This is a genomic window from Vibrio sp. A37, assembly GCF_059777565.1.
The window spans coordinates 253,113-279,646 of the sequence record NZ_JBLNLI010000006.1 but is presented as its reverse complement, the minus strand read 5'-3'; the positions used below and the strand labels follow the sequence as shown (position 1 = coordinate 279,646).

Genomic DNA, 26,534 nt, shown 5'->3' with positions numbered 1-26,534 from the left:
CTTTGTGAGAACAGAAACACATTTTTATAGCTTACTGCGCTTAGGTGCATTAACCTGATAGCTTCATTTTAAGGAGTTGCAACCAAAGCTTTTCAATTCACTAACAGGGTTAATGTGTGCTTTTAATTTGGTTCAGCAACGCAATATATCGAGGGTTAAAGTGACAACGACGATGTCTTCTGATCAAGTGTTAGTCGAACAGTTTTTAGATACCATGTGGATGGAGCGAGGACTGTCAGAAAACACGGTTGCGTCTTATCGTACTGATATCACTAAGCTATTGAAATGGATGGAGAGCAACAACTACCGTCTCGATTTTATTAGCTTATCTGGCTTGCAAGAGTACCAAACTTGGCTTGCAGACCAAGACTATAAGCAAACTTCCCGAGCAAGAATGTTATCTGCCATTCGTCGCTTGTTCCAATACTTGCACCGCGAAAAAGTTCGGGCCGACGATCCGACCGCTTTATTAGTGAGTCCAAAACTTCCCCAGCGTTTGCCAAAAGATCTGACTGAGGAGCAGGTAGAAGCGTTGCTTGAAGCGCCTGATCCAAATGATCCTATGGAGTTGCGAGATAAAGCGATGCTAGAGCTGTTGTACGCGACAGGGCTGCGAGTCACTGAACTAGTTAGCCTTACGATGGAAAATATGAGCCTGCGTCAGGGGGTTGTACGTATTACTGGTAAAGGCGGTAAAGAACGCCTAGTCCCGATGGGAGAAAATGCCATAGATTGGATTGATATGTTTATAAATCAAGGTAGGGGCGTGCTGCTTGGACAAAATACATCGGATGTTGTATTTCCAAGTAAAAGAGCAAGGCAAATGACTCGGCAGACTTTTTGGCACCGGATTAAGCATTACGCCGCCATTGCAGGTATCGATTCCGAAAAATTATCTCCGCACGTTTTAAGGCACGCATTTGCGACGCATTTGTTGAACTATGGCGCTGATCTCAGAGTCGTACAAATGCTGCTTGGGCATAGTGACTTATCCACCACTCAAATTTATACTCACGTTGCCACAGAGAGACTGAAGCAGATTCACAACGAGCATCACCCTCGAGCTTGACTCTAGGGTTCATTTATTTATAGGGAAGTTTCATGAAAGTATTACGAATTATTATCCTGTGTATTCTGCCTTTTATCATGGCCGCAAGCCATGCTGCGGAGCCAAAGTACAATCTGAACCTGATTGAAAAACATGTTCACAGGCTTGGTGTTAAAGTGTTGAGCGTTGAACCAACGGACATGAATGGCTTGTTTCAAGTGAATACGTCAGGAGGAGTAATTTACTCTTCGTATGATGGCGCTCATGTTATTGCTGGAACGCTCTACAGTTTAGGGCCTGATGGTGCTTATGAGGATGTGTTGGCTAAAAAGCAGGCGCCTATCAACGCCGAAAAAATTGCTAAATTTAAAGACAAAGCGATTGTATTTAAAGCAAAGAATGAAAAGTATGTCGTTACTATATTTACCGATATTACTTGTGGTTACTGCGTACGCTTACACAAGCAAATCAAAGAGTACAACGACTTAGGTATTACTGTGGACTACTTAGCGTTTCCGCGACAAGGCCCACAAAGCCCTGTAGCTGACCAGATGGCAGCGATTTGGTGTGCGAAAGATCCAAAAGAAGCGATGCACGATGCTAAACTAGAGCGTAAATTACCAGATGAAAAAAGCAGTAAGTTTGCGCAGTGCCAGGCGAGCGTTGCAGAGCAATACGCGCTTGGTGTAGAACTGGGCGTGAAAGGTACTCCTGCGATTTTCTTACCAAATGGTGAAATGGTTGGTGGATATTTGCCACCTCAAGATTTGCTCAAGCGATTGCAAAATCAATAACTAAAAGTAATAAAAGGAAACAGGTGGTTTAAATAAACCACCTGTTCAACTCAAATAATGATAGAAATTCAACGTAGACCAGATCCAGATTTATCTCATCTCCCAGACAGCTTTCCTCCATTACTTAAACGTATTTACTTAAATCGCGGTATAACGTCTGAGAAACAGCTAGAAAAAACCGCGAAATCGTTACATTCCTACCAAGCGCTTTTTGGGATTGATCGAGCAGTCGAGTTACTCTTTGAAGCAATTGAGTCGAATAAACGCATTATTGTTGTCGGTGATTTTGACGCAGATGGCGCAACGAGCTCTGCGTTATCGGTATTAGCATTGCGCATGTTGGGTAGTCACAATGTGGATTACTTAGTGCCGAACCGTTTTGAAGATGGATATGGCCTAAGCCCGGAGGTTGTCGATCAAGCGATTGCTATGCAAGCTGAGCTGATTATGACGGTTGATAACGGCGTCTCATCTATTGAAGGTGTGAAATACGCTAAGGACAATGACATCACCGTTATTGTCACTGATCACCACTTGCCAGGAGAGACTTTGCCAATTGCAGACGCTATGGTTAATCCAAACCTGCATGAATGCGAATTTCCATCTAAATCTCTAGCGGGCGTAGGCGTAGTGTTCTACTTGATGATGGCCCTGTGCGTATCAATGCGCAAGCGCGGATGGTTTGAAAAACAAAACATGCCAGAGCCAAAGTTAATGGAGCTGGTGGATTTAGTGGCCTTAGGTACGGTTGCCGACGTGGTGCCTCTGGATGAGAACAATCGCATTCTAGTACATCAAGGATTACAAAGGATTCGAGCAGGTCAAGCTCGTCCGGGGATTCAAGCTTTGATTGAAGTCGCGAAACGTGATGCCAAAAGATTAGTCGCGTCAGATTTTGGGTTTGCTCTTGGCCCTAGGATTAATGCAGCGGGCAGGCTAGATGATATGTCTTTCGGTGTTGAACTATTGATGAGCAATAACATCCATGCTGCTAGACGAATGGCTTGTGAGCTAGATGGTTTAAACCAAACTCGAAAGGAAATTGAAGAGGGAATGAAACAAGAGGCGATGGCCTTTTGTGAAAGGTTACAGCTGAGCAAAGATGCTAAGTTACCTTCTGGTTTAGTGTTATTCCAAAGAGATTGGCATCAAGGTGTGATTGGTATTCTCGCTTCTCGAATCAAAGAGCAATTTCATCGACCCGTGATTGCATTTGCTGATGGCGGGGAAGGGGTGCTAAAAGGTTCGTGTCGTTCTATCGTAGGGTTCCATATGAGAGATGCTTTGGATCGTCTCGATACCCAAAATCCAGGTTTGATCCTCAAGTTCGGTGGACACGCTATGGCGGCTGGGTTATCAATAAAAGAGGATAATTTGGAGCATTTCTCAACACTCTTTGATCAAAAAGTTCGTGAAGAAATTGATGAAGGTGCTCTAAAGGGGGTAGTACTTACCGATGGTGAATTGAAACCAGAAGAGTACTCTATGCACACTGCTGAGTTACTTCGTTCAGCTGGGCCTTGGGGGCAGGCATTTCCTGAGCCTTTATTTGATGGTGAATTTAAAATACTGCATCAAAAGTTGGTTGGGGAGAAGCATCTCAAGTTAATGTTGGAGCCTCTGTACAAAGGGCATCCAACCAACGTGACCATTGATGGAATTGCTTTCAATGTTGATTTAAGGCGTTGGCCAGACCATGCGACGAAAACAGCGAGAGTGGTGTTTAAATTAGATATCAACGAATTTCGTGGTAGTCAGTCTTTGCAAATGATGATTGATCATATAGAACCTAATTGATCGCATGTACTCAGTATAAAAGGTGTTAGATTGAGCGCCTTTTTTTTGAAATGGTGGTTTAAAACTTAAATAGTAAATTTGATTTTCCTCACAAGTTTGGCATTTCCTACCATTGTTGGAACTTAAGTTTACCCAGCTGTGGCCTATGCAGCTTGAAGCACGCTAAACTAACGCTACTTTGACAAAAATAGCATTTAATTTTGTAAGGTCATAAAATAGAATGCATTTCATCTTTTTTACTCCACTTTAACACTCCCTTTCTTTTGTCAATATTGTAATTGGTAATACCATTTACCTATTCATAAATGTTTCTGTATGTTAATGGTTAGTTTCTCAACACTAGGTTCATTGATTTTGGTCAATATTTATCTGGAAGTTGAAAATTAGTTATGTTAATTTCTACCCCACTTAAAATTGGTATTACCAATTGCCTTTAAGAGTAGAAGAATAATTACTATGGCTTATCAAAGGATTCGTCAGCCGAAGCTCTCTGACGTTATAGAACAAGAGATAGAACGCTTAATTGTTGAAGGTACTCTCTCTCCTGGGGAGCAACTGCCGCCAGAGCGTGAACTTGCAAAGCAGTTCGATGTCTCTCGTCCTTCTATCCGAGAGGCCATTCAACGTCTGGAAGCCAAGCGTTTACTTACACGCCGTCAAGGTGGGGGTACGTTTGTTAATGATGGCATTTGGAAAGGGTTCTCCGATCCATTGCTTAACTTGCTCGCCAGCCATTCTGAAACTCAATTAGATCTATTGGAATCTCGTCATGCGATGGAAGGTATTTCAGCCTATTTCGCAGCATTGCGAGGAACCGAAGAAGATTTTGCTCGTATTCAAGGCTGTTTAGACCGAATTACTGAAGCAGAAAGTAAGCAAGATGTGGAAGCTGAAGCATCAGCAGTTATGAACTTTCTCGTAACTTTAACTGAGGCTGCTCACAATGTTGTGTTGCTGCATATCGTCCGTAGCTTGCTTCCTCTTCTTGAGCAAAACGTATTACAAAATTTAAAACTACTTCATCGTCGCGAGGAAGTAGTTGAGAAAGTCAGTAAACACAGAGCTAATATTGTGGACGCTATTGTTTCTGGTCAGCCTGAAAAGGCGCGTGAAATGTCTCATTCACATTTAGCTTATATAGAAGAAACATTGTTGGATTTGACCCGAGAAGAGTCGCGTAGAGAGCGTTCTTTACGACGAATTCAACGCAGTGATGAGTCGTAAAAATCGACCAATTACTTGTTTAAAGTAGATCCAACCAACAGAAGGATAGTTCTCCATGTCTGATATGAAGCATGACGTAGACTCACTTGAAACTCAAGAATGGCTCGAAGCGCTCGAGTCCGTAGTGCGCGAAGAAGGTGTTGAGCGTGCTCAGTACTTGTTAGAGCAGGTACTAGATAAAGCGCGTTTAGATGGTGTTGATATGCCTACTGGTATCACCACTAACTACATCAACACTATTCCAGCAGATCAAGAGCCAGCTTACCCAGGTGATACCACTCTTGAGCGTCGTATTCGTTCTATCATCCGTTGGAACGCAATCATGATTGTTCTACGTGCTTCTAAGAAAGATTTGGAGCTAGGCGGACACATGGCGTCTTTCCAGTCTTCAGCGGCTTTCTACGAAACATGTTTCAACCACTTCTTCCGTGCTCCAAACGAGAAAGACGGTGGTGACTTAGTTTACTATCAAGGTCATATCTCTCCAGGTATCTACTCTCGTGCATTTGTTGAAGGTCGTTTGACTGAAGAGCAGCTTGATAACTTCCGTCAAGAAGTTGATGGTAAAGGCATCCCTTCATACCCACACCCTAAATTGATGCCTGAATTCTGGCAGTTCCCAACAGTATCTATGGGTCTTGGCCCAATCTCAGCTATCTACCAAGCACGTTTCCTTAAGTACCTAGACGGTCGTGGTATGAAAGATACGACTGACCAACGCGTATATGCGTTCCTAGGTGACGGTGAGATGGATGAGCCAGAATCACGTGGTGCAATCTCGTTTGCTGCTCGTGAGAAACTGGACAACCTATGTTTCCTAATCAACTGTAACCTACAGCGTCTTGACGGCCCAGTTATGGGTAACGGCAAAATCATTCAAGAGCTAGAAGGCCTATTCAAAGGTGCTGGCTGGAACGTTGTTAAAGTTATCTGGGGTAACAACTGGGATTCTCTACTTGCAAAAGACACCACTGGTAAGCTTCTTCAGCTAATGAACGAAACTATCGACGGTGACTACCAAACATTTAAATCTAAAGATGGTGCTTACGTTCGTGAACACTTCTTTGGTAAATACCCAGAGACAGCTGCACTAGTTGCAGACATGACTGACGACGAAATCTTCGCACTTAAGCGTGGTGGTCATGAGTCATCTAAGCTTTACGCTGCATTCAAAAACGCACAAGACACTAAAGGTCGTCCAACAGTTATTCTTGCTAAGACTGTTAAAGGTTACGGCATGGGTGATGCAGCTGAAGGTAAGAACATCGCTCACCAAGTTAAGAAAATGGACATGACACACGTACTTCACTTACGTGATCGTCTAGGCCTACAAGATCTTATTTCTGACGACGATGTAAAAGCTCTACCTTACTTGAAGCTAGAAGAAGGCTCTAAAGAGTACGAATATCTACACGCTCGTCGTAACGCTCTACACGGTTACACGCCTCAGCGTCTAACTAACTTCACTGGTGAGTTTGTTACTCCAGAATTAGACGAATTCAAAGCTCTACTAGAAGAGCAAAAGCGTGATATTTCTTCTACTATGTCTTTCGTTCGTACTCTAAACGTACTTCTGAAAAACAAAAACATTGGTAAGAACATCGTTCCTATCATTGCTGACGAAGCACGTACGTTCGGTATGGAAGGTCTATTCCGTCAAGTTGGTATCTACAACCCACACGGTCAAGAATATACTCCAGAAGATCGCGGCGTAGTTTCTTACTACAAAGAAGCAACTTCAGGTCAGGTACTTCAAGAAGGTATTAACGAGTTAGGTGCAATGTCATCTTGGGTTGCAGCGGCAACTTCATACAGCACTAACGACCTTCCAATGATCCCATTCTACATCTACTACTCAATGTTTGGTTTCCAACGTGTTGGTGATATGGCGTGGATGGCAGGTGACCAACAAGCTCGTGGTTTCCTATTAGGTGCAACTGCAGGTCGTACAACGCTAAACGGCGAAGGCCTACAGCACGAAGATGGTCACTCACACATCATGGCAGGCACAGTTCCAAACTGTATCTCTTATGACCCAACATTCGCTTACGAAGTTGCTGTTATCATCCAAGATGGTATCCGTCGCATGTATGGTGAATGCGAGAACGTGTTCTACTACCTAACATTGATGAACGAAAACTACGCAATGCCAGCAATGCCAGAAGGCGCTGAAGAAGGCATTCGTAAAGGTATCTATAAGCTTGAAACTCACGCTGGTAAGAAAGGCAAAGTTCAGCTTATGAGCTCTGGCACTATCATGAACGAAGTTCGTAAAGCGGCACAAATCCTAAGTGAAGATTACGGCGTCGCGTCTGATGTATTCTCAGTGACTTCATTCAACGAAGTGACTCGTGATGGCCAAGCGGCAGAGCGTTTCAACATGCTTCACCCTGAAGCGGAACAGCAAATCCCATACATTGCTCAAGTAATGGGTAATGAACCAGCTATTGCAGCGACAGATTACATGAAGAACTACGCAGAACAAGTACGTGCCTTCATTCCAGCTGAATCTTACAAAGTACTTGGTACTGATGGCTTTGGTCGTTCTGACAGCCGTGAGAACCTACGTCGTCACTTTGAAGTGAATGCAGGTTATGTCGTTGTAGCAGCGCTTACAGAGCTAGCGAAACGTGGCGATGTTGAGAAGTCTGTGGTTGCAGAAGCAATCAAGAAATTCGATATCGATACTGAAAAAACAAACCCACTTTACGCGTAAGCGCTTGATTTAGAAATAGGAAAAGTCAATGTCAATCGAAATTAATGTGCCAGATATCGGTGCGGATGAAGTTGAAGTTACTGAGATTCTTGTCAGCGTTGGTGACAAGGTTGAAGAAGAACAGTCTCTAATCACAGTAGAAGGCGACAAAGCTTCAATGGAAGTACCTGCTCCTCAAGCAGGTGTGGTTAAAGAGATCAAAATTGCAGAAGGCGACAAAGTCTCTACTGGTTCTTTAATTATGGTATTTGAAGCAGAAGGAGCGGCGGCAGCGCCAGCTCCTGCTGCAGAAGCAGCTCCAGCTGCTGCACCTGCTCCAGCAGCAGCGTCTGAGCTAAAAGAAGTTCACGTACCAGATATCGGTGGTGATGAAGTTGAAGTTACCGAAATCATGGTAGCGGTAGGCGACAGCATCGAAGAAGAGCAATCTCTAATTACTGTTGAAGGTGACAAGGCTTCAATGGAAGTTCCAGCTCCATTTGCTGGTACTCTAAAAGAGATCAAGGTAGCAGCAGGCGACAAAGTTTCTACTGGCTCACTTATCATGATTTTCGAAGTAGGTGGTTCAGGCGCAGCAGCTCCTGCTGCAGAAGCACCAGCAGCAGCGGCTCCAGCAGCATCTGCAGCAAAAGAAGTAAACGTACCAGATATCGGTGGCGATGAAGTAGAAGTTACTGAAATCATGGTTGCGGTTGGTGATAGCATTGAAGAAGAGCAATCACTAATCACTGTTGAAGGCGACAAAGCTTCAATGGAAGTACCAGCGCCATTTGCAGGTACAGTAAAAGAAATCAAAGTAGCAGCAGGCGATAAAGTATCGACTGGATCTCTAATCATGGTCTTCGAAGTCGCAGGTGCTGCACCAGCGGCCGCTCCTGCAGCGAGTGCGCCAGCAGCTGCTCCGGCAAAAGCTCCATCTTCTGCCCCAGCAGCAAGCGCTCCAGCAGCGGGTGACTTCCAAGAAAACAACGAGTACGCACATGCGTCTCCAGTTGTTCGTCGCCTAGCTCGTGAGTTCGGTGTTAACCTTGCGAAGGTTAAAGGTACTGGTCGTAAGAGCCGTATCCTAAAAGAAGACGTACAAAACTACGTGAAAGAAGCGCTTAAGCGTCTAGAGTCTGGTGCAGCAGCATCTGGCAAAGGCGACGGTGCAGCTCTTGGTCTTCTACCTTGGCCAAAAGTTGACTTTAGCAAGTTCGGTGAAACTGAGCTTAAGCCACTATCTCGCATTAAGAAGATCTCTGGTGCTAACCTACACCGTAACTGGGTAATGATCCCTCACGTTACTCAGTGGGATAACGCGGATATCACAGAAGTTGAGCAATTCCGTAAAGAGCAGAACGCTATCGAAGCGAAGAAAGACTCTGGTATCAAGATCACTCCACTTGTGTTCATTATGAAAGCAGCAGCGAAAGCACTAGAAGCTTTCCCAGCGTTCAACTCTTCTCTATCTGAAGACGGTGAGAGCCTAATTCTGAAGAAATACGTGAACATCGGTATCGCAGTAGATACGCCAAACGGCCTAGTTGTTCCAGTATTCAAAGATGTGAATAAGAAAGGCATCTACGAGCTATCTGAAGAGCTAATGGCAGTGTCTAAGAAAGCACGCGCAGGCAAGCTAACTGCAGCTGACATGCAAGGTGGTTGTTTCACTATCTCTAGTCTAGGTGGCATCGGTGGTACAGCGTTTACTCCAATCGTAAATGCGCCAGAAGTAGGTATCCTAGGTGTTTCTAAGTCTGAAATGAAACCTGTATGGAACGGCAAAGAATTCAAGCCGCGTCTACAGCTTCCACTATCTCTGTCTTACGATCACCGTGTGATTGATGGCGCAGAAGGTGCACGTTTCATTACTCACCTAAATGGTTGCCTAAGCGATATCCGTCGCCTAGTTTTATAAGTTGAATAAGAGGCGACGAAAGGTCGCCTCTGCTGATTGAGCAACTAAAACATTAGTTATTCGTAATTGAATTGTTGTCTAGCTCACAGGCTAAATGGATTTACTTTTCACACCATTGACATCTCTGTAGACTGTTGCGGTCAAAAAGTGGTTTGAAAACAAACTGATTATAAATACATTATGTCACCCACCTTAGCCTGTTAGGGATAATGACTACAAGAGGTCAAAATGAGCAAAGAAATTAAAGCCCAAGTTGTTGTACTTGGTGCAGGTCCTGCTGGTTACTCCGCTGCGTTTCGTTGTGCAGATTTAGGTCTAGAAACTGTAATTATTGAACGTTACAGCACTCTTGGCGGTGTTTGTCTTAACGTGGGTTGTATTCCTTCTAAAGCCCTACTACACGTTTCTAAAGTTATTGAAGAAGCCAAAGCACTCGCTGAGCATGGCGTTGTCTTTGGTGAACCACAAACTGACATCGACAAGATCCGTTTGTGGAAAGATAAAGTAATCAATCAGTTAACTGGCGGCCTTAGCGGTATGGCTAAGATGCGTAAAGTTAATGTGGTTAACGGTTTCGGTAAATTCACTGGCGCGAACACTATCGAAGTGGAAGGTGAAGACGGTAAAACGGTTGTGAACTTCGACAACGCTATTGTTGCTGCGGGTTCTCGTCCTATCAAACTGCCATTTATTCCGCATGAAGATCCACGTATCTGGGATTCAACGGATGCGCTTGAACTGAAAGAAGTGCCAGAAAAACTACTTATCATGGGCGGTGGTATCATCGGCCTTGAAATGGGTACGGTATATCACTCGCTAGGTTCTAAGATTGACGTCGTTGAGATGTTCGACCAAGTGATCCCAGCTGCAGATAAAGACGTGGTTAAGGTCTTTACTAAGCGCATTAAGAAGAAATTCAACCTAATGCTGGAAACAAAAGTAACAGCAGTTGAAGCGAAAGAAGACGGTATCTACGTTTCAATGGAAGGCAAAAAAGCGCCAGCTGAAGCTGAGCGTTACGATGCTGTTCTTGTTGCTATTGGTCGTGTGCCTAATGGTCTAATGCTTGATGCTGAGAAAGCGGGCCTAGAAGTGGATGAGCGCGGCTTCATTAATGTTGATAAGCAAATGCGTACAAACGTTCCACACATCTTTGCTATCGGCGATATCGTTGGCCAACCTATGCTTGCTCACAAAGGTGTGCATGAAGGCCACGTTGCGGCGGAAGTTATTGCTGGTAAGAAGCATTACTTCGACCCTAAAGTTATACCTTCTATTGCCTACACTGAGCCAGAAGTGGCTTGGGTTGGTAAGACTGAGAAAGAAGCAAAAGAAGAAGGCATTAACTACGAAACAGCAACATTCCCATGGGCTGCTTCTGGTCGTGCAATCGCATCTGACTGCTCTGATGGTATGACTAAGCTTATCTTTGATAAAGATACTCACCGCGTAATTGGTGGTGCTATCGTTGGTACTAACGGTGGTGAACTACTTGGTGAAATCGGCTTAGCAATCGAAATGGGCTGCGATGCTGAAGACATCGCGCTAACAATCCACGCTCACCCAACGTTGCATGAGTCTGTTGGTCTAGCTTCAGAAGTATTTGAAGGTACGATTACTGACCTGCCAAATGCAAAAGCGAAGAAGAAGTAACATAATCGCTTCGCTAATATAAGTGTAAAAAAACCGCTGATAATTCAGCGGTTTTTTATGGAAGTCACTAAGGCTCTAATTGATGTTTGATTGCGCCAAATGGCATGAATTAAGTCAGGCTCATCAATCTTAGCTCTTATTGAGTTCCGGCTATTTATAGATACACATAATGCTGAGATAGCTGTCAATGAGCTTACTCGTTTCCTGTTCGTCTTGCAGTCTATTTGCTTGAACAAATAGGGAGTAGAACACTCCGTGGAACATCGTTGCTAAATGCTCAGAGTTATGATGATTACTAATTTCTCCGCGTTCAATCGCATTGTTAAACATATTTTGTACTAACAATTGATTGGTTCGGTTAGTCGTCATAAATAGCGGCCAAACTTCGTCTCTCGTCGAGGCGCTCCATTCGAACCAAACTTTTAACCAATGGCAGTCATTGATAACAAGTTTCACCATTTCATTGTTAATGTTGGTTAGGTTGTCTTTAATATGGAGGTCTAAGTCGATGTTGTCAGAAAGGAAGTTTGAAAACTGGCGAACGACGTGAGTAAGAACATCGTCAACCAAATCTTCCCGAGTGGGGAAGTAGTTAAACACAGTTGCCACGGAGACTTGAGCAATTTCTGCAATATCTGCGTGGCCACCACGGCCAATACCTCTTCGAGCAAAAACCTCTAAAGCAATTTCCATCAACTGAAGTTTGCGTTTTTGCGGGGACAAGCGCGTACGCGGTCTCTTTGTAATAGAATCCATAGATTAATTTCCTTGCCAATTGAGTTGTTATAAAGGCTATTGATGCCCTATTAATTATTATATTACTTACATATTGCTCTATGAGTGTAATGGTGCATATCTTATAGGTCAATGTGTTATCTCGATATTGTACAAACTTATGCGAGTAAACTATCTTGTCCATGGCTAATCCATTGGCATTACACTTTTGGCAATACTTAAATTGCTTAAAGTTGAAGCTAAATAATTTAACTATCATTTGTAGTGGTGTTAGAATACGCCGCACATTTTTGGCTATTAAATGCCCAGATAAGTGACGACTCGTGTTAATCAGCAAGATTTAAGAGTATCTAAGCTTATCGCGCATCAGTAGTGGCCACTCAATTGAAGAAATGCAATGAAACATACAGTTGAAGTTATGATCTCTGAACAAGACGTTCAGAAAAGAGTTCGAGAGCTAGGAAAGGCCATCACTGAGCACTATAAAGATAGTGAAAATTTAGTACTTGTTGGCCTGCTACGTGGTTCATTTGTCTTTATGGCAGATTTAGCTCGCGCTATTGAAGTTATCCACCAAGTCGATTTTATGACGGCATCGAGTTATGGAAATACGATGGAGAGCTCTCGAGATGTTCGTATCTTGAAGGACTTAGATGACGATATCAAAGGGAAAGACGTATTGTTGGTGGAAGACATCATCGATACAGGTAACACATTAAATAAAGTAAAAGAGATCCTCACTCTTCGCGAGCCAAATTCAGTTGAGATCTGTACTTTATTGGACAAGCCTTCTCGTCGTGAAGTTGAAGTGGATGTTAAGTGGATTGGTTTTGAAATCCCTGACGAGTTTGTTGTTGGTGTTGGTATCGACTACGCGCAAAACTATCGCCACTTACCGTATATCGGAAAGGTTGTTCCTCAGGAATAATGCCCTAGGAAAACAGAATGGAGAAAGCCTGCATTTAGCAGGCTTTTTTGTCTATTGTTTTTGCCGAAACGATTATGGATTGAGAATTTTTTCCATCGCGGTTTGGTAAGAATCACTCAAGGACTCTGAACTAGCACAGCGAACGCCGAGATCTTCTAATTTGCCATCTCCAATGCCATAAATCACGCCGTGAATTTCCACTTCTTGGCCTCTATCCCAAGCGTTTTGCATGATGGTTGAGTTTCCTAAGTTATACACTTGTTCAGCAACGTTAATTTCACATAGCTTATCCGCCCATTTGTCCTCTGGGAACTGCTCAAGGCTCGCTTTATGCTTAAGGAACAAATCTCTGATGTGTAGTAACCAGTTGTTGATTAGGCCGAGTTTCGGGTTATCAATGGATGCTTTCACGCCGCCGCAACCGTAGTGACCGCAAACAATAACATGCTTCACTTTTAGCACGTCTACGGCATATTGAACGACAGAAAGACAGTTGAGATCAGTATGGATAACTTGGTTAGCAACATTTCGGTGTACAAAAAGTTCTCCAGAATACAATCCAGTTAGTCGCTCAGCAGGAACGCGGCTGTCTGAACATCCAATCCAAAGAAAGTCTGGGCTTTGGCCTTCAGCTAGCTTGGTGAAATATTCAGGGCGTTCAGATTTGATTGAGTTTGACCATTCAGAGTTGTTGTCAAATAGCTTCTTAATTTCTGGCATGTCACTTTTCCTCACGAATTTGCAACACTATACACAATCTTATTAGTTGAGGCTTGTAAAAGTTGGCCTAGGGTAAGCTGATCAGAGGTGTGTACATAAATCATACAGTTAGTAGGGTTATATCCGTTTGACTATAAGGTTTCGTGCCAACATATGACTACTAATAATATAAATAACTGTTTAGTGCAGCAGCGAGGTGATGTAACATTTATAATATGAATTTAAGCAACGAATATTAATAACATGCATGCATTGGAAATTAATCAACTGATTAAAATCTATGAAGGTGGATTTCAAGCCTTGAAAGGGATAACACTATCAGTTGAAAAAGGTGATTTTTATGCCTTGTTAGGGCCGAATGGGGCTGGAAAATCCACCACTATTGGAATCATCTCTTCTTTAGTCAACAAAACGTCTGGGGACGTAAAAGTCTTTGGATATGATATCGATGAAGATCTTGAGCGCGCGAAGCATAACCTTGGGCTTGTACCACAAGAGTTTAACTTCAACCCTTTTGAAACGGTCGAACAGATCGTAATCCAACAAGCGGGCTATTACGGAATTGAGCGATCTCTTGCCAAAGAGCGGGCAAAAAAATATCTCACTCAGCTTGATTTATGGGACAAACGCCAAGAAAGAGCTCGGCATTTGTCTGGTGGTATGAAGAGAAGGCTAATGATTGTTAGAGCCTTAATGCACGAGCCAAAGCTACTGATCTTGGACGAACCAACCGCAGGCGTTGATATCGAGCTGCGCCGTTCTATGTGGGAGTTCTTGCAAAGAATTAATCAAGAACAAGGCATCACCATTATCTTGACCACTCACTATTTGGAAGAAGCAGAAATGCTTTGCCGTAACATAGGCATCATTAATCGCGGCGAGCTTATCGAAAATACCACAATGAAATCGCTTCTGAACAAGCTTCATGTAGAGACCTTTATTCTCGATTTGGACGTACAAGTTTTCGAGAGTCAACTTGATGGTGTTAACTCTCAGCAATTCTCTATGGGCTCTTTGGAAATTGAAGTCGAGAAATCAGAAGGTTTAAATCATGTGTTTACGCAGCTTAGCCAACAGGGCATTAAAGTGCTTTCAATGAGAAACAAAGCCAACCGTTTAGAAGAGCTATTCGTTGATATTGTGAGACAAGAGAGTGAGGTTGCCTAGATAATGTATAAGATTTACTGGACTGCATTTTGTAGTTTACTAGGCAAAGAAATTCATCGCTTTATGCGGATTTGGGGGCAAACGTTAGTCCCACCTGCGATTACCATGAGTTTGTACTTTGTTATTTTTGGCAACCTTATTGGCTCGCGTATTGGGCAAATGAATGGCTTTAGTTACATGCAGTATATCGTGCCTGGCCTTATCATGATGTCTGTTATAACTAACTCGTATGCCAATGTTTCCTCTTCATTTTTCGGTTCTAAGTTCAATAAAAGTATCGAAGAGTTACTAGTTGCTCCAGTTCCAAATTATGTCATTATTTTTGGCTTTGTCATGGGCGGAGTTGCTCGAGGGCTTTTGGTTGGAACGATAGTGACATGTGTTTCGTTATTTTTCGTTAAATTGCAGGTCCACCATTGGGGCGTGATAATTGCGACGGTATTTTTAACTTCCGTTGTGTTTGCCCTTGGAGGGTTAATCAATGGTGTATTTGCCAAGACGTTTGATGATGTTTCCATTGTTCCCACGTTTATTTTGACGCCTTTAACCTACTTAGGTGGTGTTTTTTACTCAATAAGCTTGTTACCTGAAGTTTGGCAGACCGTGTCTAAATTCAATCCGATAGTGTACATGGTGAATGCTTTTCGCTACGGCTTTTTAGGCGTATCAGATGTGGCAATTGGCACTTCATTTAGCATGCTGCTTGTATTTGTGGTTCTGCTATATGCCGTTGCTCATCAGTTAGTAACAAGGGGCGTTGGTTTGAGAACTTAGTTTTTATACCAATACCATAAATGAAAAAAGGTCGACATTGAGTCGACCTTTTTGCTATCTAACTTGAGTTCCAGCTATCCCAATTGGTTTTATTCAGAACTTTCTGCAGTGGAAGAGGCTTCGTCAGCGTCTTCTTTACTTTCGCTTTGTAGCTCGACAACTTGATTGTCAATCAAACGAGCTTGCCCTAAGAAGGCAGAGACTAAAATCACTGCTTGCTCTGAGTCTGACGTGATTGCTTGTAGTGTATTTGCATCACGTATGTAGATCTCATCTGGCTGAAGACCAGCGGCACGCAGCTGATCACTGGCATCCTCAACAATGGAGGCATAATCATCGCGACCACCGCGAATGCTACTGCTAATCCAACGCATGGTACGTGCTAAGACTGGAGCTCGCTGCCTTTCATCGATGGTAAGCAAGTTATTTCTTGAACTCATTGCCAAGCCATCCATTTCGCGAACTGTCGGAACACCAATCACTTGAATATCCAGTGCAAGGTCTTGCGTCATTTGCTTTATGACGGCTAGCTGTTGGAAGTCTTTCTCGCCAAAACAAGCCACATCTGGCTGGACAATATTAAAAAGTTTGTTTACCACCGTCGCAACACCACGAAAATGTCCGGGGCGAGAATAGCCTTCGAGGATGGTTGAAATTTCGGGTACTTCTACCGATGTCTGCTTATCCAACCCTTTTGGATACATGATTTCCGGAGTTGGAGTAAAAAGCACTTCTACAGCTTCCGCAACAAGTTTTTGGGAATCGTCTTCAAGCGTGCGCGGATAGTTGTCTAAGTCTTCTGCTCTATCAAACTGCATTGGATTTACAAATATACTGACAACGACAATATCGGCGTGCTTGCGTGCTTCACGCATAAGCGTCAAATGGCCTTCATGAAGGTTACCCATAGTCGGAACAAAACCGATCGTACGACCTTCACGTTTATACTGTTTTATCTGTTCTCTGAGAGAAGAGATATCAGTAAAAGTTTGCATAATTCAATCCTCTAAGCGATGGTATGAGCGTCGCCGGGGAACGTAGAGTTTTCAACTTCTTCCATATAAAGTTTTACTGCACTACGCATATCGCCGGTCTCAGCGAGGAAGTTTTTGGAGAATTTTGGCATGTAGTTAGCTGAAATGCCAAACATATCGTGCATAACGAGAATTTGTCCATCAGTGCCATTTCCAGCTCCAATACCGATCACTGGGATATGTAAAGTTTCACTGATGCGAGCAGCTAATTTTTTAGGAATACATTCAAGAACCAGCAATTGCGCCCCTGCTTCTTGAAGAGCTAAGGCTTCTTGAACCATTTTTTCTGCTTTGTCTTCTTCACGACCTTGAACTTTGAAGCCACCAAAAATATTGACTGATTGTGGGGTTAAACCTAGGTGAGCACAGACTGGTACTGCTCTTTGAGTTAACGCTTTTACGGTGTCTACTAACCAAGAACCGCCTTCAAGTTTAATCATGTTCGCACCTGCCTGCATAAGCTTGGCAGCATTGTCACAAGCTTGTTCAACCGTTGCAAAACTCATAAACGGCATATCACCAATAAGCAGTGTGTTGGGGCTGCCAGCGCGAACGCAGCGAGTATGGTAAGCGATGTCATCAATAGTGACGGGTAAAGTGTCAGAATGACCTTGCAGAACCATCCCTAATGAATCTCCAACTAAAATGAGAGGGATACCTTGGCTTTCAAATAATTGGGCAAAACTTGCATCATAAGCCGTTGACGTCGCGAATTTACGACCTTCTTGTTTCCACTTAACAAGATCGTTGATTGTAACTTTTTTCATTTATATTCCTTACTAGGATGTGGCTATTGTTGCCACTCGATGAGTCCGTTGCGCTCTACTTCATTTAATAACTGTCGAAGAGGCGTCCCATCAGGGAGTGTCAGATCAGGTGCGATCTCTGCAAGCGGGTAGAGCACAAACTCGCGCTCTTTCATTCCATAATGCGGTATGGTTAAACGCTCCGAATTCACTACCTGATTTCCATAAAGAATGATATCGAGATCGAGTGTTCTTGGCCCCCATCTCTCATTCTTTCGGACTCGCCCGTGTTGATTCTCAATCTTTTGAGTTTGGTCGAGAAGCTCGAACGGATTTAATTCTGTTGCTATTTCAACAACAGCATTGATGTAATCAGGTTGATCTTGAGGACCCATAGGTGTGCTACTGTACAACAAGGAGGCTCTTACAAACTCTGATCTAGGTAATCTTTTTAGCGCTTCGATTGCATGTGTTGCTTGCGCAACAGGGTCAGCTAAATTACTCCCTATAGCGATATATGAAGTGATCATTCTGCGGACTTACTTTTTTTCTTATTCCGATAAGTTTTACGGCGACGGTAATTCGGTTTATTGCCTCCATCAACTTCAGAGACCATTTCTTGCTTTTTCTCGCGGCTTGCATTTTGGAATGTTTCCCACCAGTTAGCAAGTTCTTCAGTTTCTCCGCCTTCTATTTCGCCGCGCATTTCCAAGAAGTCGTATCCGGCTCTAAACTTATTTAGCTCCATCAGGCGCGACGCTCGTTTACCATTTCGTCTTGGCAAACGGAGTTGGAGCTGCCAAATTTCACGAATAGTGGCTGTGTGGCGTCTTGGAATGGAAATTGTCTTAACCTGTTGGTCTAAAACGATATTACTCGCTTCCATCACCGCATCATAATAAGAGAGGTTACGCTCTTCAACCAATTTGTCCGCAAAAGCGAGCATAGGGTACCAAAGCATAGCTGCAAACATGAAAGCTGGGTTTATACGTTTCCCTTCTTCCATTCTTAAGTCGGTCGAATCCAGCACAATATCCAGCATTTGCTCGGTTTTTGAACTGTAATCGTCAGTAAAGTGCTCAGCTAATAGAGGGAAAAGTTGCTGAAACAGGTTGTATTCCCTCATCAAATGATAGGTCTCGAGGCCGTTTCCTGATTGAAGCAGCTTGAGTGACTCTTCATACAATCGAGCCGATGGAATATCTTGCAATAAAGGGGATAAGCGCTCGATGGGCTCTGCAGTATCTTCTTCGATATCAAAATCGAGCTTACAGGCAAAGCGAATAGCACGTAACATACGCACTGGATCTTCACGGTAGCGAACTTCAGGATCACCGATCAGCCTAATCAATCGGTCTTCCAGATCTTCTATACCACCCGCATAGTCATGAATGTTGTAGTCACTGATGTTGTAGTACATAGCATTGATGGTGAAGTCTCTGCGCTCTGCATCTTCATCAATGGTGCCATATACATTGTCTCTCAATAACATCCCTTCTTTTGACTGAGCAGAAACGTTTTTGGTTGGAGCTTGATGGTGGCCGCGAAACGTTGCGACTTCAATTATGTCTCTGCCAAACATGATATGAGCAAGACGAAATCTTCTACCAATCAAACGACAGTTGCGAAATAGTTGCTTGATCTGCTCAGGAGTTGCATTAGTCGCGATGTCAAAATCTTTCGGGGTTTGACCTAATAGTAAGTCGCGTACTCCACCACCAACAAGGTATGCGTTATACCCAGCCCCAACTAGGCGGTATAACACTTTCAATGCATTATCACTGATCTTCTTTCGTGAAATACTATGCTCTTGGCGGGTGATGATGTTTAACGCAAGATCTGGATACGCATTAGACTCATATGAGGTATAGTCGTTTCTGTTCATGTGCTCTAAAGTTGTTGGTTGAGCTAGCTTTGGTTGTCGCTAGGCGGCAATTCAGGCCAAAATTTGGCTAATAATAACTTACGAGAAGTCATTTGAGAATCACGATGTGACTTTGATCGATGATGGAAGCTGTTTTAAGCTCCAATGTTCGCATCCCCACGCGATTAATTCTTCTACTCCAGCATTTTGTAAATCACGTTCTAGTGTAAAGCCTAATACCTGCATTGCATTGATCAAGTCTGGCTTTGGCTCTTTTACATCTATCGCTTTTGCGTGATTCTGTTTTGACAGCTTGTTACCTGTGTTATCGACCACTAGGGGCAGATGTAAATAGCTGACAGGTCTCTGGTTTAAAGTCTTGTATAAGCTAATCTGTCGTCCTGTCGGTTCTATTAAATCAGCGCCTCGTACAACTTCAGTGATGCCTTGCTCAATGTCATCTAACACCACGGCCAAGTTGTAAGCGAATAACCCATCACGACGTTTGATAATGAAGTCTTCTTTTACAAGTGGCTCAGGAATCGTGACATCACCATGCTTTAAATCGAAAAATGAGTTTACGCAGTGCGTAACCTTTAAGCGTACGGAGCAATTGTGACCGTCTTTGATCGCTTTATCACGACATGTACCCAAATAATAACCGCCAGATGTTTTAATTTGTTTACGAGTACATTGGCAGTAGTAGGCGTGTCCAGTTTCTAACCAATGATTTATTTGCTTTTGGTAAACGTTGTGACGCTGACTTTGATATAGAACGCTTCCGTCCCAGTGTAAGCCATAAGCTTCTAGCGCTTTCAAAATTAGACTGTCTGCTCCCGCCATTTCTCTTGGAGGATCTAGGTCTTCTATTCTGACTAGCCATTTTCCTCCATTTGACTTGGCTTGAAAGTAGCTGCCGAGAGCTGCAACCAAAGAACCAAGGTGAAGAGGACCCGAAGGAGAAGGGGCGAAACGGCCAATATAACTCATAACTATCTCACGGAGATTTAAAGTAAAAAGGGAGCATTAGCTCCCTTAAATAAAATACTCAAAAAGTATGTTTAGCCTTGTAGTTGCTTCTCTTTTATTTCAGCCAACGTTTTGCAGTCAATACAAAGGTCAGCAGTAGGGCGAGCTTCAAGACGGCGGATGCCAATTTCAACACCGCATGATTCACAGAAGCCAAAATCATCTTCTTCAATTTTGTTCAGTGTCTTCTCGATTTTTTTGATTAGGCGACGCTCACGATCACGGTTGCGCAGCTCTAAACTGAACTCTTCTTCTTGAGAAGCTCTATCAACGGGATCTGGGAAGTTGGCAGCTTCATCCTGCATGTGGTGAACAGTACGATCAACTTCTTCCCTAAGCTGGTTACGCCAAGCTTCTAAGATCTTTGTAAAATGAGCCATTTGCTCAGGTGACATATACTCTTCACCTGGCTTCTCTGCGTACGGCTCAACACCTGCTATGGCTAGGATGCCTAGCGCTTTTTTCTTTGATTCTGGCATACAGCATCTCCTACTAACACCTAGTCAACTGCCTATAAGCAGCTAATTTAAGGCGGGTATCTATAACAAAAAGAGGTTATAGAGGCAATTCCAAAAACGTAAACTTATTGTCATTGTGAAGAAAGCGACACTTTTCTTTAGTTAGTGACAAAATCAACACTATTGACCAGCTTCATTTCGGAATTCGAAAGTTGCGCTTTATAACACAAAATTTCTACACCTTGTTCATGTGCTCGATTCAATAATTCTGAATAGCTGGCGTCTATATGGTGTGCTGCAGAGACTTTTTCAATGCCTGAATGCAAAACTGTGAATAAAAGTACAGCCCTATGTCCATTGTTTGCCATTTTTGTGAGCTCTCTCAGATGCTTCTGACCTCTCAAAGTCACCGCATCAGGGAAGTAGCCCTGTCCACTATTTTCATCACCCAAAAGAGTGACACTCTTCACTTCAATATAGCACTTTGGCCTATTTTCTGACTGAAGTAAAATATCGATGCGACTATTTTCGTCGCCATATTTCACTTCGGTTCGAATTTGAGTATAGCCTCTAAGTTCTTCAATTACGTTATTTTTAATTGATTCGACGGCTAGCTGGTTTGCACGAGCAGTATTTACACATATTCGATGGCCTGCTTTAGTTTCAGTTAACTCCCAACTATTTGGGTATTTCCGCTTAGGGTTACTGGAAGTGGAGTACCACACTCGATTGCCAGATTCAGCACAACCTGTCATTGCACCTGTGTTAGCACAGTGTATTGTTCGAGTAGAGCCATCGGGTAAGGTAATGTCAGCTAAAAAGCGTTTATAGCGCTTTTGTAATATCGCGCTTTCAAGAGAGGGATCAAAGTGCATTTTGTTATGGAATTTATGTACAATTCATTCATTTAATCACAAGGTCGATACATTGTCACAGCTCCCAATTGAATCAGTACTCCCTGAGTTGCTTGCCGCTATTGAAGATACAAACCAAGTGATCCTTAAAGCTGCACCGGGTGCAGGTAAGTCCACATACTTTCCTTTAACCTTGATAAAGCAAGGCGTAATTGACGACAAAATAGTCATGCTGGAGCCTAGGCGATTAGCTGCGAGATCTATCGCTTATTATTTGGCGGCCCAGTTAAATGAAAAGGTTGGTGATTCGGTAGGTTATAGAGTGCGTGGTGACAGTCGAGTGAGTAGCAATACGAAGCTGGAAATTGTCACCGAAGGTATATTGACACGAATGTTGCAATCTGATCCTACCCTCGAAGGTGTAGGAATGCTGATATTTGATGAATACCATGAGCGAAGTATCCACGCAGATACTGCATTAGCGTTTAGTCTAGACATTCAACAAAACTTGCGTGATGACCTGCAAATTGTAGTGATGTCAGCAACTTTAGATGATCAAGCACTACAAGCCTTACTTCCTAGCGCTCGATATGTTTGTTCGGAAGGGCGCTCTTTTCCCATTGATATTCGATACCGAGCCCCTAGAACGAATGAAAGCCTTGTCACTTTGTTGATTGAGCAAATTCACAATGCACTCAAATTGGAAAAAGGTTCAATATTGGTGTTTTTGCCCGGCGTCGGCTTGATAAAAGCGCTAGCGGAAAGGCTGGTTGATTTGCCTGATTCTGTGGAAGTGCGGCCGCTATATGGCCAGCTTAGTTTAAGTGAGCAACAAAAAGCGATCGCACCAATGAGAAATGGTGATCGAAAAATTGTGCTCGCAACGAATATTGCCGAAACCTCTTTGACCATAGAAGGTATTCGAGTGGTGATTGATTCTGGTTTGGAACGCTCGGCTAAATTCGATTTAAAAACCGGAGTGACGAAGTTAGAACAAGTGAAAATCGCGCAGTCTTCGGCTAAGCAAAGAGCAGGGCGAGCGGGGAGAACTGAGCCGGGAACGTGTATTCGTTTATATAGTGAAAGTCAGTTGCAGCAGCAGCCTCTAGTCCCGACAGCAGAAGTATTACGTTCCGATCTATCCAATTTAGCCGTTGAGCTAGCCCAGTGGGGAGTTGCTGACCCTTCAAGTTTGAAATGGCTGAATAGCCCTCCTACGAGTGCCTTGAACCAAGCCAGAGACCTGTTGCAGTCCTTAGATCTGCTTGATAGTGGCTGCCACCTCACTAGCTTTGGTCTGCAAGCTTACACGTTAGGTGTGGAGCCAAGACTCGCTGCGATGTTAGTTAAATCTCAGGCTCACTCAGAAGCATTGTTTCAAAGTGCGTTAGTTGCTGCTGCGATTGTAGAAGAGCCGCCAAAGCAAACCAACGATATTATGTTTGCACTCCATTTATATGAAAGTGGCCGCGATAAGCGCTTCTCAAGTTCAGTGACCAATCGAGCAAACCAGCTAGCGCAGCGGTTAGGTTGTGAGTTTATTAAAAATGAAATTGACGAGTCGAAAATAGCCGTTGCTTTGTGCCTCGCTTTTCCAGATAGGATTGCTCAGAAGCGAGCCGGAAAATCAGGGAGTTTTGTTCTCTCTAATGGCCATGGAGTGGTGATTGCACAAGAAGGCCCATTAGCACAAAAAGAGTATTTGGTCGTCGTCGATTTAATGCGTTCAAGTTCGGATTCAAGCCAAATATTTTTTGCCGCTGAGTTAGAGGTTGATGAGTTACTTGCCGCTTTTCCTAATAGTGCACATCGTTCTGAGGTCATGGAGCTAAATGAGGTGAAAGGTAAACTTGTCGCGGAAGAGCGCTTGTTGTTAGGGAAACTGATTGTACAGCGCAGAGAACTAAAACGGCCAACTCAAGAGCAAGTGTTAAATGCTCTGCTCAATTATGTGCGCCAGCAAGGTCTGAGCGTATTAAATTGGACCCAAGAGGCGACAGAACTGCTGGAGAGAATTCGCTGCGCAATAGATTGGTTACCCGAACATGATTGGCCGGCGATGGAAAACGCACAACTACTCGACGAATTGCATTTGTGGCTTGAGCCTTATTTGACTGGTGTCACTAGTTTACAACAGCTTAACAAAGTATCACTAGAAGAAGCCTTGCTAGCTCGTTTAGGATGGCCTTTGAACCAACAAATAAATGAGTGGTTGCCTGTTCGCTACACGTTGCCAACAGGCAACTCGAAGAAAGTTCGATACCAGCAGGGTGCGGAAGCTATTTTATCGGTAAGAATGCAAGAAATGTTTGGTGAGAAACAGTCACCTACTATTGCCCAGGGGCGTAAAAAGCTTGTTTTGGAATTACTTTCTCCAGCGCAAAGACCATTACAAGTCACACAAGACTTAGCAGGCTTCTGGGACGGAGCATACAAAGAAGTTCAAAAAGAGATGAAAGGGCGATATCCCAAGCATATATGGCCTGACAACCCAGCTCAGCATGTTGCGACAACGAAAACCAAACGACAGTTAAAATAATGGCAAAAAAAGCGACGTCCAAAGCGGACAAGGAAGCGAAACAACCTCGCGCAAGAAAGAAAACAAGCAGTAAACGACCAAGCAAATCACCAAAACCAAAGAAAAGCTTGTTAAAGAGACTCTGGAGTATCGGCTGGAAAGTATCACTGGTTTCCGTTGTTATCATCGTTTTTGCAGGCGTGTACTTAGATAGCTTGGTAAAGCAGAAATTTGAGGGACAGCTATTTGCTTTACCAACGGTGGTTTACGCTCGTATTTTATATCTGACACCCGGTGATCAAATCACGATTAAAGAGCTGCGTAATGAGCTAAATGTTCTCAATTATCGTAAGGTGCAACACCCTCGTTATCCGGGAGAATACTCTTCCTCATCAAGCAAGATAGAGCTGATTCGTCGTCCATTCGAGTTCTCTGACGGGCCAGAGCCAGAAAGGCATGTGATGCTCTACTTTGATGCAAATGGGATCACAAAAATTAAGTCTTTGGATCAGGTCGGTGACTTAGGTTATCTACGCTTGGATCCCAAAATGATGGGCATGCTTGAAAAAGATACTGACGAGCAGCGTTTGTTTTTGCGCAGAGCACAATACCCTGAAGTATTGGTCGATGCTCTGCTTGTTACAGAAGATCGTAACTTCTACAAACATGACGGCATAGCGCCATTAGCCATTGCCAGAGCGATGCTGGCCAATATTAAAGCCGGTCATACTGTTCAAGGAGGAAGTACGTTAACTCAACAGTTGGCAAAGAACCTGTTTTTATCCAGTCACCGAACGTTATGGCGCAAGTTGCGCGAGGCCTACATCGCACTAATTCTAGACTACCGATACAGTAAAGATCGCATACTGCAAGCTTACTTAAACGAAGTCTATCTTGGGCAAAGTGGTGCAGAAGCTATTCATGGCTTTGCGTTAGCTTCTCGTTATTATTTTGGTCAGCCGATTCAGGAGCTTCGAATTGATCAACTCGCTTTGTTAGTGGGAATGGTAAAAGGGCCTTCATACTATAACCCGATACGCTTCCCTGAACGAGCAAGAACTCGCCGTGATCTGGTGCTTCGTTTGATGATGGAGCAAAATATTCTTTCAGTTCGTCAATATGAATCGGCAGTCAACCGCCCGCTCGACATTCAGAAAAACCCAAGAATAGCCAGTCGTCAACCGGCTTATTTTCAGCAGTTAAAGTTGGAACTGAGAGAGAAGGTAGGCAATCGATTTAAAGCCGAATCTGGCGTTCGGGTCTTCACCTCACTCGATCCTGTATCGCAACATGACTTAGAAAATGCGGTTAGTAAAGTGGTTCCTAGGCTTGCCAAGAGAGCAGGGAAAAGCTTAGAAGCTGCTGGAGTGATTGTTGACAGGCATAGTGGTGAAATTCGCGCAATGGTCGGTGGTAAGAGAACCGGTTATGAAGGTTTTAACCGAGCTCTGAATGCGAGCAGACAAATCGGCTCGCTCGCCAAACCTGCAGTCTACTTAACAGCGCTTGAAGACCCAGATAAATACACGCTCGCAACCACACTACACGATGAACCTATCACGTTAAAAGGCAGCAAAGGAAGCCTTTGGAGTCCGCGAAACTTCGATAGAAAATTCCGAGGCGATGTACCGCTATATCTTGCTCTTGCACGTTCACTCAATGTGCCAACGGTTGAACTTGGAATGAAGTTAGGAATAGACAATGTTGTCAAAACTTTTGAAAAACTGGGAGTTGATAAACAAGAAATCCGCCCAGTGCCTTCAATGTTCTTAGGTTCTTTTACATTAACACCTATTCAAGTTGCTCAGATGTATCAGACGTTGTCCAACTCTGGTAAGAAGGCGCAGTTATCAGCGCTGAGATCTGTGCTCGATTTGAATGGTAATGTGCTCTACGAATCAATTCCAAGTGTTTCACAAGCGGTTAATCAACAAGCTGCGTGGCTAACAACCTATGCGATGAAAAAAGGGGTATTGGAAGGAACAGGGCAATACTTAAACCGTCAATTCCCTTGGGCAGCATTGGCTGGAAAAACGGGTACGAGCAATGACACGCGCGATAGTTGGTTTGTTGGAATTGACGGGCGAGAAGTGGCAACGGTTTGGGTTGGAAGAGATGACAATAAACCAACCCATTTAACTGGCGCGAGCGGTGCTCTGAGGGTTTACTCGGAATATTTGAAGCATCGTATTCCTGAGAAACTGGTTCTACCTTGGCCAAAAGGTATGACAACCTTAGGTTATGATCAAACCTCGCAAGGTGCACTTCAGGTGGATTGTTCAGCGAAGTTCAAGTTGCCAGTTTGGGATTCTGATGGACACATTAAACGTGAATGCGAAAAAGGCATTGGTAATTGGATCAAAAATCTATTTGATTGGTAATGCCTTGAAGCGACGAGTTAAGATAGGGGCAACTTTAGTGCTAACTTGATACGTCCGTCATAGTGGGCTGATTTCACTTTAGCATTATCTTTGCTATGCTGCTTAGCACAGTTTGGCCTCTATTTCGTAGTCCTTCCGTCACAGCTTTACTCTAAATGTTACGCCTAGGGCTACAAAATGAGAGCCAAGTTTCC

General features: G+C 43.5%; 21 protein-coding genes. 12 read left to right on the top strand and 9 right to left on the bottom strand.

Translation table 11 applies throughout. The annotated features are described in order from the left end of the window. Positions 1-172: 172 nt before the first annotated feature. The 7 genes from xerD (at position 173) to lpdA (ending at position 11,132) form a co-directional block, all read left to right on the top strand. A complete protein-coding gene (xerD, locus tag ACM2FC_RS13050) occupies positions 173-1,069 on the top strand; it encodes a site-specific tyrosine recombinase XerD (RefSeq protein WP_498481364.1) in 897 nt (298 codons plus the stop codon). Between the two features lie 32 nt (positions 1,070-1,101). Further along, a complete protein-coding gene (gene dsbC, locus ACM2FC_RS13045) occupies positions 1,102-1,842 on the top strand; it encodes a bifunctional protein-disulfide isomerase/oxidoreductase DsbC (RefSeq protein WP_498481363.1) in 741 nt (246 codons plus the stop codon). A gap of 57 nt (positions 1,843-1,899) precedes the next feature. Next, on the top strand, positions 1,900-3,639 hold the full coding sequence (gene recJ / locus ACM2FC_RS13040) for a single-stranded-DNA-specific exonuclease RecJ (RefSeq protein WP_498481362.1): 1,740 nt from the start codon (positions 1,900-1,902) through the stop codon (positions 3,637-3,639). A gap of 456 nt (positions 3,640-4,095) precedes the next feature. After that, positions 4,096-4,863: a pyruvate dehydrogenase complex transcriptional repressor PdhR gene (gene pdhR / locus ACM2FC_RS13035; RefSeq protein ID WP_498481361.1), complete on the top strand. Its 768-nt coding sequence runs from the start codon at positions 4,096-4,098 to the stop codon at positions 4,861-4,863. Positions 4,864-4,918: 55 nt separating this feature from the next. Then, a complete protein-coding gene (gene aceE, locus ACM2FC_RS13030) occupies positions 4,919-7,579 on the top strand; it encodes a pyruvate dehydrogenase (acetyl-transferring), homodimeric type (RefSeq protein WP_498481360.1) in 2,661 nt (886 codons plus the stop codon). Positions 7,580-7,607: 28 nt separating this feature from the next. Beyond that, the gene (gene aceF / locus ACM2FC_RS13025) at positions 7,608-9,479 is read left to right on the top strand and encodes a pyruvate dehydrogenase complex dihydrolipoyllysine-residue acetyltransferase (protein ID WP_498481359.1); all 1,872 of its coding nucleotides are present in this window, start codon (positions 7,608-7,610) and stop codon (positions 9,477-9,479) included. 228 nt (positions 9,480-9,707) lie between these two features. Further along, on the top strand, positions 9,708-11,132 hold the full coding sequence (gene lpdA, locus ACM2FC_RS13020) for a dihydrolipoyl dehydrogenase (protein ID WP_498481358.1): 1,425 nt from the start codon (positions 9,708-9,710) through the stop codon (positions 11,130-11,132). 150 nt (positions 11,133-11,282) lie between these two features. Here lpdA and ACM2FC_RS13015 read toward each other — a convergent pair whose 3' ends face one another. Beyond that, positions 11,283-11,888 carry a LuxR/HapR/OpaR family quorum-sensing transcriptional regulator gene (locus ACM2FC_RS13015; protein ID WP_498481357.1) on the bottom strand — a complete coding sequence of 202 codons (606 nt, stop codon included), beginning with the start codon at positions 11,886-11,888 and terminating at the stop codon, positions 11,283-11,285. A 376-nt stretch (positions 11,889-12,264) separates the two neighbouring features. Between ACM2FC_RS13015 and hpt the strand changes: the two genes are divergently transcribed. Beyond that, complete coding sequence (gene hpt, locus ACM2FC_RS13010) at positions 12,265-12,795, top strand: hypoxanthine phosphoribosyltransferase (protein ID WP_498481356.1); 531 nt, start codon at positions 12,265-12,267, stop codon at positions 12,793-12,795. Between the two features lie 72 nt (positions 12,796-12,867). Here hpt and can read toward each other — a convergent pair whose 3' ends face one another. Next, entirely contained in the window at positions 12,868-13,515 is a 648-nt protein-coding gene (gene can / locus ACM2FC_RS13005) for a carbonate dehydratase (RefSeq protein WP_498481355.1), read from the bottom strand. Between the two features lie 243 nt (positions 13,516-13,758). On the opposite strand from can, the gene ACM2FC_RS13000 reads away from it, so the two are divergent. Then, the gene (locus ACM2FC_RS13000) at positions 13,759-14,682 is read left to right on the top strand and encodes an ABC transporter ATP-binding protein (protein ID WP_498481354.1); all 924 of its coding nucleotides are present in this window, start codon (positions 13,759-13,761) and stop codon (positions 14,680-14,682) included. Between the two features lie 3 nt (positions 14,683-14,685). Continuing rightward, the gene (locus ACM2FC_RS12995; RefSeq protein WP_498481353.1) at positions 14,686-15,456 is read left to right on the top strand and encodes an ABC transporter permease; all 771 of its coding nucleotides are present in this window, start codon (positions 14,686-14,688) and stop codon (positions 15,454-15,456) included. Positions 15,457-15,545: 89 nt separating this feature from the next. Here ACM2FC_RS12995 and panC read toward each other — a convergent pair whose 3' ends face one another. The 7 genes from panC to sfsA all read right to left on the bottom strand — a co-directional run bounded on the left by panC (position 15,546) and on the right by sfsA (position 21,462). Continuing rightward, positions 15,546-16,451 carry a pantoate--beta-alanine ligase gene (panC, locus tag ACM2FC_RS12990; RefSeq protein ID WP_498481352.1) on the bottom strand — a complete coding sequence of 302 codons (906 nt, stop codon included), beginning with the start codon at positions 16,449-16,451 and terminating at the stop codon, positions 15,546-15,548. A gap of 11 nt (positions 16,452-16,462) precedes the next feature. Continuing rightward, positions 16,463-17,257, bottom strand: coding sequence for a 3-methyl-2-oxobutanoate hydroxymethyltransferase (gene panB, locus ACM2FC_RS12985; RefSeq protein WP_498481351.1), 795 nt, complete (start codon positions 17,255-17,257; stop codon positions 16,463-16,465). Positions 17,258-17,280: 23 nt separating this feature from the next. Beyond that, on the bottom strand, positions 17,281-17,766 hold the full coding sequence (gene folK / locus ACM2FC_RS12980) for a 2-amino-4-hydroxy-6-hydroxymethyldihydropteridine diphosphokinase (RefSeq protein WP_498481350.1): 486 nt from the start codon (positions 17,764-17,766) through the stop codon (positions 17,281-17,283). After that, the gene (gene pcnB, locus ACM2FC_RS12975; RefSeq protein ID WP_498481349.1) at positions 17,763-19,121 is read right to left on the bottom strand and encodes a polynucleotide adenylyltransferase PcnB; all 1,359 of its coding nucleotides are present in this window, start codon (positions 19,119-19,121) and stop codon (positions 17,763-17,765) included. The genes folK and pcnB overlap by 4 nt, the downstream gene beginning before the upstream one ends. A 99-nt stretch (positions 19,122-19,220) precedes the next feature. Continuing rightward, positions 19,221-20,090, bottom strand: a complete 870-nt coding sequence (gene gluQRS, locus ACM2FC_RS12970) for a tRNA glutamyl-Q(34) synthetase GluQRS (RefSeq protein WP_498481348.1) — start codon at positions 20,088-20,090, stop codon at positions 19,221-19,223. Between the two features lie 71 nt (positions 20,091-20,161). Further along, on the bottom strand, positions 20,162-20,608 hold the full coding sequence (dksA, locus tag ACM2FC_RS12965) for an RNA polymerase-binding protein DksA (RefSeq protein WP_498481347.1): 447 nt from the start codon (positions 20,606-20,608) through the stop codon (positions 20,162-20,164). A 137-nt stretch (positions 20,609-20,745) separates the two neighbouring features. Next, positions 20,746-21,462 carry a DNA/RNA nuclease SfsA gene (gene sfsA / locus ACM2FC_RS12960; protein WP_498481346.1) on the bottom strand — a complete coding sequence of 239 codons (717 nt, stop codon included), beginning with the start codon at positions 21,460-21,462 and terminating at the stop codon, positions 20,746-20,748. Positions 21,463-21,514: 52 nt separating this feature from the next. Between sfsA and hrpB the strand changes: the two genes are divergently transcribed. Together hrpB and mrcB are read left to right on the top strand one after the other, a co-directional pair. Then, a complete protein-coding gene (gene hrpB, locus ACM2FC_RS12955; protein ID WP_498481345.1) occupies positions 21,515-23,980 on the top strand; it encodes an ATP-dependent helicase HrpB in 2,466 nt (821 codons plus the stop codon). After that, entirely contained in the window at positions 23,980-26,340 is a 2,361-nt protein-coding gene (mrcB, locus tag ACM2FC_RS12950) for a penicillin-binding protein 1B (protein ID WP_498481344.1), read from the top strand. Before hrpB ends, mrcB begins: the two co-directional genes overlap by 1 nt. The last annotated feature ends 194 nt before the right edge of the window (positions 26,341-26,534 follow it).